We start from the raw sequence: 4,978 nt of genomic DNA, 5'->3' as shown, positions 1-4,978 counted from the left end.
CGAATACGATCAACTGGAACACCTCTTCATCGATGATTTCCTGCAGAAGACCTATACCGATGATGGCGCTGGAAACGGACGGTTTACCTCGAGTGGTTTTCAGATCTTGCGCGAAGTCCTTGTACATTCACCAGAGAAAGAAAAGCTGCTGGCATCATTGTTCGTGATTCCTCTGGGGACTCGACAAAACGGCTCAGATTTCGCTCAGACATCCCAATTCGATGTCATGGCAGCACCGGTGGCCGCCTTGATCGCCGATAGAAAATCGATGCACAAAAAACTACAAGAATTAGCCAGCCTGCTGTGGGATGCAAAAGTCGCTGCAGCTCCTGCCAAATCAAAATACTTGGCCGAATATCATCGCCTTCTGAAATCTCCGACTGACCGCATCCGCTATCTGCCGGCATTGGTATTAATGCCAGATCAAGAATATCAGTTCTCCAGTTTTCAGCCCGTTTCACACACGGTCAAACAGGAAATTGCACTGACCCTGATCGCAGCCGATCTGTTTCGCAGAGCACACGGCCGATATCCGGAATCACTGCAGGAGCTCGTTCCCGAGTATTTCTTCGAAATTCCTGTCGATCCGGAGACTGGTAAACCGCTGCGTTACCAGATCAAAGACGGACTTCCGATGATTAATCATCCTGATAAGAAATCTCCAGCGGCAGATTGATGCTTCGGACCGCATCACTGATAAATACGGATGGCTCTATTGTATCTGGAATGTCAGCCGACTACGATTGGCGCAACATTAGTCCAGAAACCAGATTTTACAGGAAGGGCTCTCAGCCATGATCACAGTCGGCATGAACTATCACGTACTCGAAGGCAAGCAGCAATCATTCGAAGACAAATTTGCCGCCGTGATTGAGGCACTCAACGCCGCCGACGGGCATGAAAATTCCAACTTGTGGAAAGACGTCAGCGACGATGCCTCGTACATGATCACCAGCGAATGGTCCGACGAGCAGGCATTCAAAGACTTCATCCAGAGCGACGCCTTCCGCGCAGTGACCAACTGGGGCAAAGAAGAAATCCTCTCCGACCGCCCGCGTCACAAGATCTACAAACACTAAAGGGAAGTGACCGCTCCTTACTCATTCAGGTGGATTTCGATCTCACCCAGATCTTTCTGCTCTCCGGGCTGCAGGACAAACTCATGGGTGATTTGGGGATGCCCGTCGACAATAATCACATGCCGGTAAGGGGCACCGGGAATCAGCGCGGGGAAATTCAGTTTCCCCTGCGCATTGGTGGTGGTCGTAGCCAGCGATTGATAATTCAGGCGGTCAATATTGACGACGAAAGCTTCGTCCGCTAATTTCTCTCCCCGTCGAATCGCCTGCAGATCGTATTGTGTTTGCCCTGGTGTGACGATCATTCTCAAACCCCCCAGCATCTCATCAACGATTGGTTTTCCATGTTGATCCACGTATTTCGCGGTGGCAGACCCACACGGTGTGAGTACGATTCGGGGCGCAGGGTTCTTCGTACTGATCAGCGCTGCGGCTCCCAGCCGATGCTCAGGGTCGAGAAAATAGACCGGGTATTCTTCAGCCTCACGGAGTCCCTCTAGTTCGAATGTCCCGTCCTTCGTCTGGTCCGAATCACCGCGCCACCAGTCGGGCGAAGTGGGCGAGACCTTCAAACGCGAAATCATCAGCGCATGCTCTACGGGTTTGCCGCTCGGATCGACCAGCGTGCCTGCGACCGTGGACCCGGGCTGCAGAGTAATCTGCATGGGTTCTAATATTTGTCCCATCTGCGGGTCGATCTTGTGAAACGCGTGAGCATAGACCCGCGTGCCTCCCGGTTTTCTCTCGTGTAATTCTCGGGATCCCTGTTCCTGCAGAATATACTTTCGTTCGGCCGCATGCACGAGCAGTGATCCCGGACCGGGTAAAACAGGAATCTGGAACTTGCCTGCTTTGTCTGTTTTCTGAATGCTCTGCCAGCCGGTGATGATGTCTTCCGTATGACGTTTATTCGCTCGCTCGGGGTAGTACTGGACCGCTGCTCCCACTAACGGCTGGCCGGTCTTCGCGTCGCGGACAGTCCCTTCTGCCAGTACAACCTTGTCGAGTTTGAGCTCAATATCTTTTGCTGTTTCTGGAGTCCAGCGCAGGTCTTTCACTTCCCGGGTGAGATAAGGCGTCCCTTGTGGCGGGTACGCGACAATCCCGAACCGGACCCCTGGCCGGGGATTCAACCGAAAGTGTCCTGCCTCGTCGGTCTTGCCTTCAATCGAAACCATCGAACCTAAGGGTTCCTCCTGGCTGGCCCAAATTTGAATCCGCGAGTTGGTTGCTGGTTTTCCCGTGTCGCCCAGCAGGACCCGGCCTGAAAACCACTGAGCCGGCGCGAGAGAAATCGTCAACGTCTCTCCCGCCTTGATATTTCTGATAAGATCACGATACGTCCCATCGTGTTTGCTGCGTTCTTCAGGTTGATCCGAATTAAGGATCACCCACTGAGGAGCGAACTTCTCCGAGCCGAGAATTTTCAGGGAGATACCATTCCGCAGATCAAACATATTCAGCAGCAGCTTGCCCTGGTCATCGGTTTTGCGGGGACGGAAGGTCAGCATGGAATCAGGGGCCAGGTTCATCGCATTCCTGGGCCGTTTGATCTGGTTTTCAGCAGGTTTCAAAGGTTGAATAGCCACATTGGGAGGCGCTGATATTTTGATGTTGAGCAGTTCCATCTCCAGCGATAAATGTTTCGCAGGCCGTCCTCCCGCATCGACGAAGTGGATGACACTGTTATATGGTGCGGGAAGTTTCAGATCGACGGTCATCGAATCACCGTGCCACTTTCTGGCCCGTGATATAAGCCCCGAATGTTCTGACCGGACGCTGAGGTCATACTGACTGTACGTGTTCGGCGCATCAGCAGGCAGCGACAGTTCGTATCGACCTGACTTGTCCGCCACTCCTTCTGCCAGCACCTTTCGATCGGGTTTTGTCTCATCCACAGGCTTCAACCCGATGACTTCTACGTGTGCCCCAGCGGCCGGTTTTCCTTCGTGTGTGGTAATGGTGCCGTGAACAATGATTCCTTTCGCCCCTGGTTCGGTCTTTTTTGATTCATCGGTTTGAGCGACCGCCGACGTGAAGGTTCCCGCCGCGATACCGGCTGTCATACAAAGTGAAAGCGCGAGCAGACACAGAAGTTTCTTGCTTGAGAGCCGGATAGAGCGACTTCGCTGCTGATCGAGCAGGCCTGCGATTCGATGTTCTAGTTTCCAGCGCGAGGTAAACAGGCCAATTGTACCGGGCAGGCACCGCTCACTTTGAATCAGGCTGGCAAGCGTGAGCAATGTACGGCTATACGAATTTGCGTCCGTTACAACCAGCACATAGTTGTCGCAGACTTCTTCACGTGCTTGAGCAAGCTGCCGGTTCAACATTTTCACAAGTGGATGAAACCAGAAAAACGCCGAGACCAGATTTTGAATCAACAGGATGACCTGATCGCGTCGGACGCTATGCGCAATTTCGTGAATGAAAATATCCCGTAATGCCTCGGGAGCGATCTGACCGGCAAGCTGTTCCGGGAAGATCACCCGCGGCTGCCATAAACCGGCGGAAACCGGCCCTGATACATGCGGCGATAAAACCAGTTCCGGCAGTCGATGTTGTGGAAACAGTCGTCCCGCCTCCGCGAAGGACTCAGCCAGAGCAGGATTGGTATTGGCTTTCGCAGTGCGCAAAATGGATACGAGTCGGCACCAGCCGGTGAGCTGTCTGATTAGCGCGATGACGCTTCCGGCAAGCCAGATGAGCAGCACACCCTGCAGCGTGATGCGGAGTGCATGGACAGTCTCTGCTTCTATTGTCGGGACGACATGTGCGACAAGCGTTGATTTTTTCGGTGCCCTCGATAACTCCAGCACGGATCCGGAATGCAGTTCCCGCTTGAGCGCCCCCGGTTCTGTCGGATCAGGCAACGCAGCCTGGGCTGCATATTGTCTTTCCCGGTTCCCGGCTGAGGAAATCAAGGGTAAGGAATCGACTTCGACCGGATCATACCTTACTTCTGAGCCTGAGCGGGAAGCCGAGTCTTCTGTATTCAGCGAGAAGGTCAACAGGCTGGTTCCCGAGTATTGCATGACCAGGGTGATCACCGGAGTCAGCAAGATCAGGAACAACGCCGCGCACAACAGGCCGTATCGAACCGCCGGGTTACGGCGGAGGAACGAAGCCAGCACCATGATGAGGGCTGTCACGAACGTCACCTGCAGCAGTACATTCATGCTGCCTGTCAGGAACAGATCACCGGGTTTCCAGAAATCAAATGCGATCATGGAGATTACCTCTGTCGTTTGGGTTTTTGCGTGGTATCTGTTTCCGCTGCTTCGATCATGGTGCGAATCCGTTCGGCTTCGTCGGGGGAAAGACCCCGGTATTCCAATAGGGCGGTCACCATTTCCTCAGGGGAACCTGCGAAGAGGCGATCTACCATCTGAGAGACCTTGGCACCCAGCGAAACCGTGCGCGGCCGTTTTGCGGAATAGACGAACGTCCGGCCCTCCTCACGGTGCTTCAGCCAGCCCTTCTCTTCGAGTCGTACAATCATGGTCTGCACGGTATTGCGGGCCAGTTCGCGGCGTTCCGCCAGCGCGTCGCGGACTTCACTGACGGTGACTTCCCCGCGTTCCCATACGAGTTCCATAATTTCCCGCTGCGCATCGGTCAGCGGCGCAGAATCTGCTTTTGCCATCTCGAACTCCTGAAATGAGACGCCTACAAGTTGTAGGTGAAATGTACCTACGGTGTGTAGGCATGTCAAGAGGCGATTTCATCATTATTTTTGGATCAGCGATGATTCAAGACATCTGATCAAAGCCGGGGATCGACCCGGGGAGTTCACTGACATCGTGATAACCACAGTAATTGAGTTCTGCGGAAGTGTTCGAGATTAATGTTCTCAACGTCTGAAGAGATGCGAGTCGCAGTGCGTTGTCATCCGCACG

Annotated in this window: 3 protein-coding genes and 1 pseudogene; 2 read left to right on the top strand and 2 right to left on the bottom strand. The window is 53.7% G+C overall.

Features of this window, described 5'->3' with window-relative positions:
- A pseudogene (locus Q0294_RS14675) lies at window positions 1-676 on the top strand (hypothetical protein); the annotation flags it as partial.
- A 118-nt stretch (window positions 677-794) separates the two neighbouring features.
- Complete coding sequence (locus tag Q0294_RS14670) at window positions 795-1,079, top strand: antibiotic biosynthesis monooxygenase (RefSeq protein ID WP_299466896.1); 285 nt, start codon at window positions 795-797, stop codon at window positions 1,077-1,079.
- Window positions 1,080-1,096: 17 nt separating this feature from the next.
- Here the strand turns inward: Q0294_RS14670 and Q0294_RS14665 are convergent, their stop codons facing one another.
- Window positions 1,097-4,309 carry a M56 family metallopeptidase gene (locus Q0294_RS14665; protein ID WP_299466894.1) on the bottom strand — a complete coding sequence of 1,071 codons (3,213 nt, stop codon included), beginning with the start codon at window positions 4,307-4,309 and terminating at the stop codon, window positions 1,097-1,099.
- A 5-nt stretch (window positions 4,310-4,314) separates the two neighbouring features.
- Window positions 4,315-4,725 carry a BlaI/MecI/CopY family transcriptional regulator gene (locus tag Q0294_RS14660; protein WP_299466892.1) on the bottom strand — a complete coding sequence of 137 codons (411 nt, stop codon included), beginning with the start codon at window positions 4,723-4,725 and terminating at the stop codon, window positions 4,315-4,317.
- Window positions 4,726-4,978 lie beyond the last annotated feature (253 nt).

The sequence above is a fragment of the uncultured Gimesia sp. genome (assembly GCF_937919775.1).
Classification (GTDB): Bacteria; Planctomycetota; Planctomycetia; order Planctomycetales; family Planctomycetaceae; genus Gimesia.
The sequence above is the reverse complement of the archived record's forward strand: the minus strand, read 5'-3'. Positions and strand labels throughout refer to the sequence as shown.

Bases quoted from the DNA above. Each gene is read 5' to 3' on its own strand.
- Q0294_RS14665 (WP_299466894.1), bottom strand. From the start codon at position 4,309: ATGATCGCATTTGATTTCTGGAAACCCGGTGATCTGTTCCTGACAGGC.
- Q0294_RS14670 (WP_299466896.1), top strand. From the start codon at position 795: ATGATCACAGTCGGCATGAACTATCACGTACTCGAAGGCAAGCAGCAA.
- Q0294_RS14660 (WP_299466892.1), bottom strand. From the start codon at position 4,725: ATGGCAAAAGCAGATTCTGCGCCGCTGACCGATGCGCAGCGGGAAATT.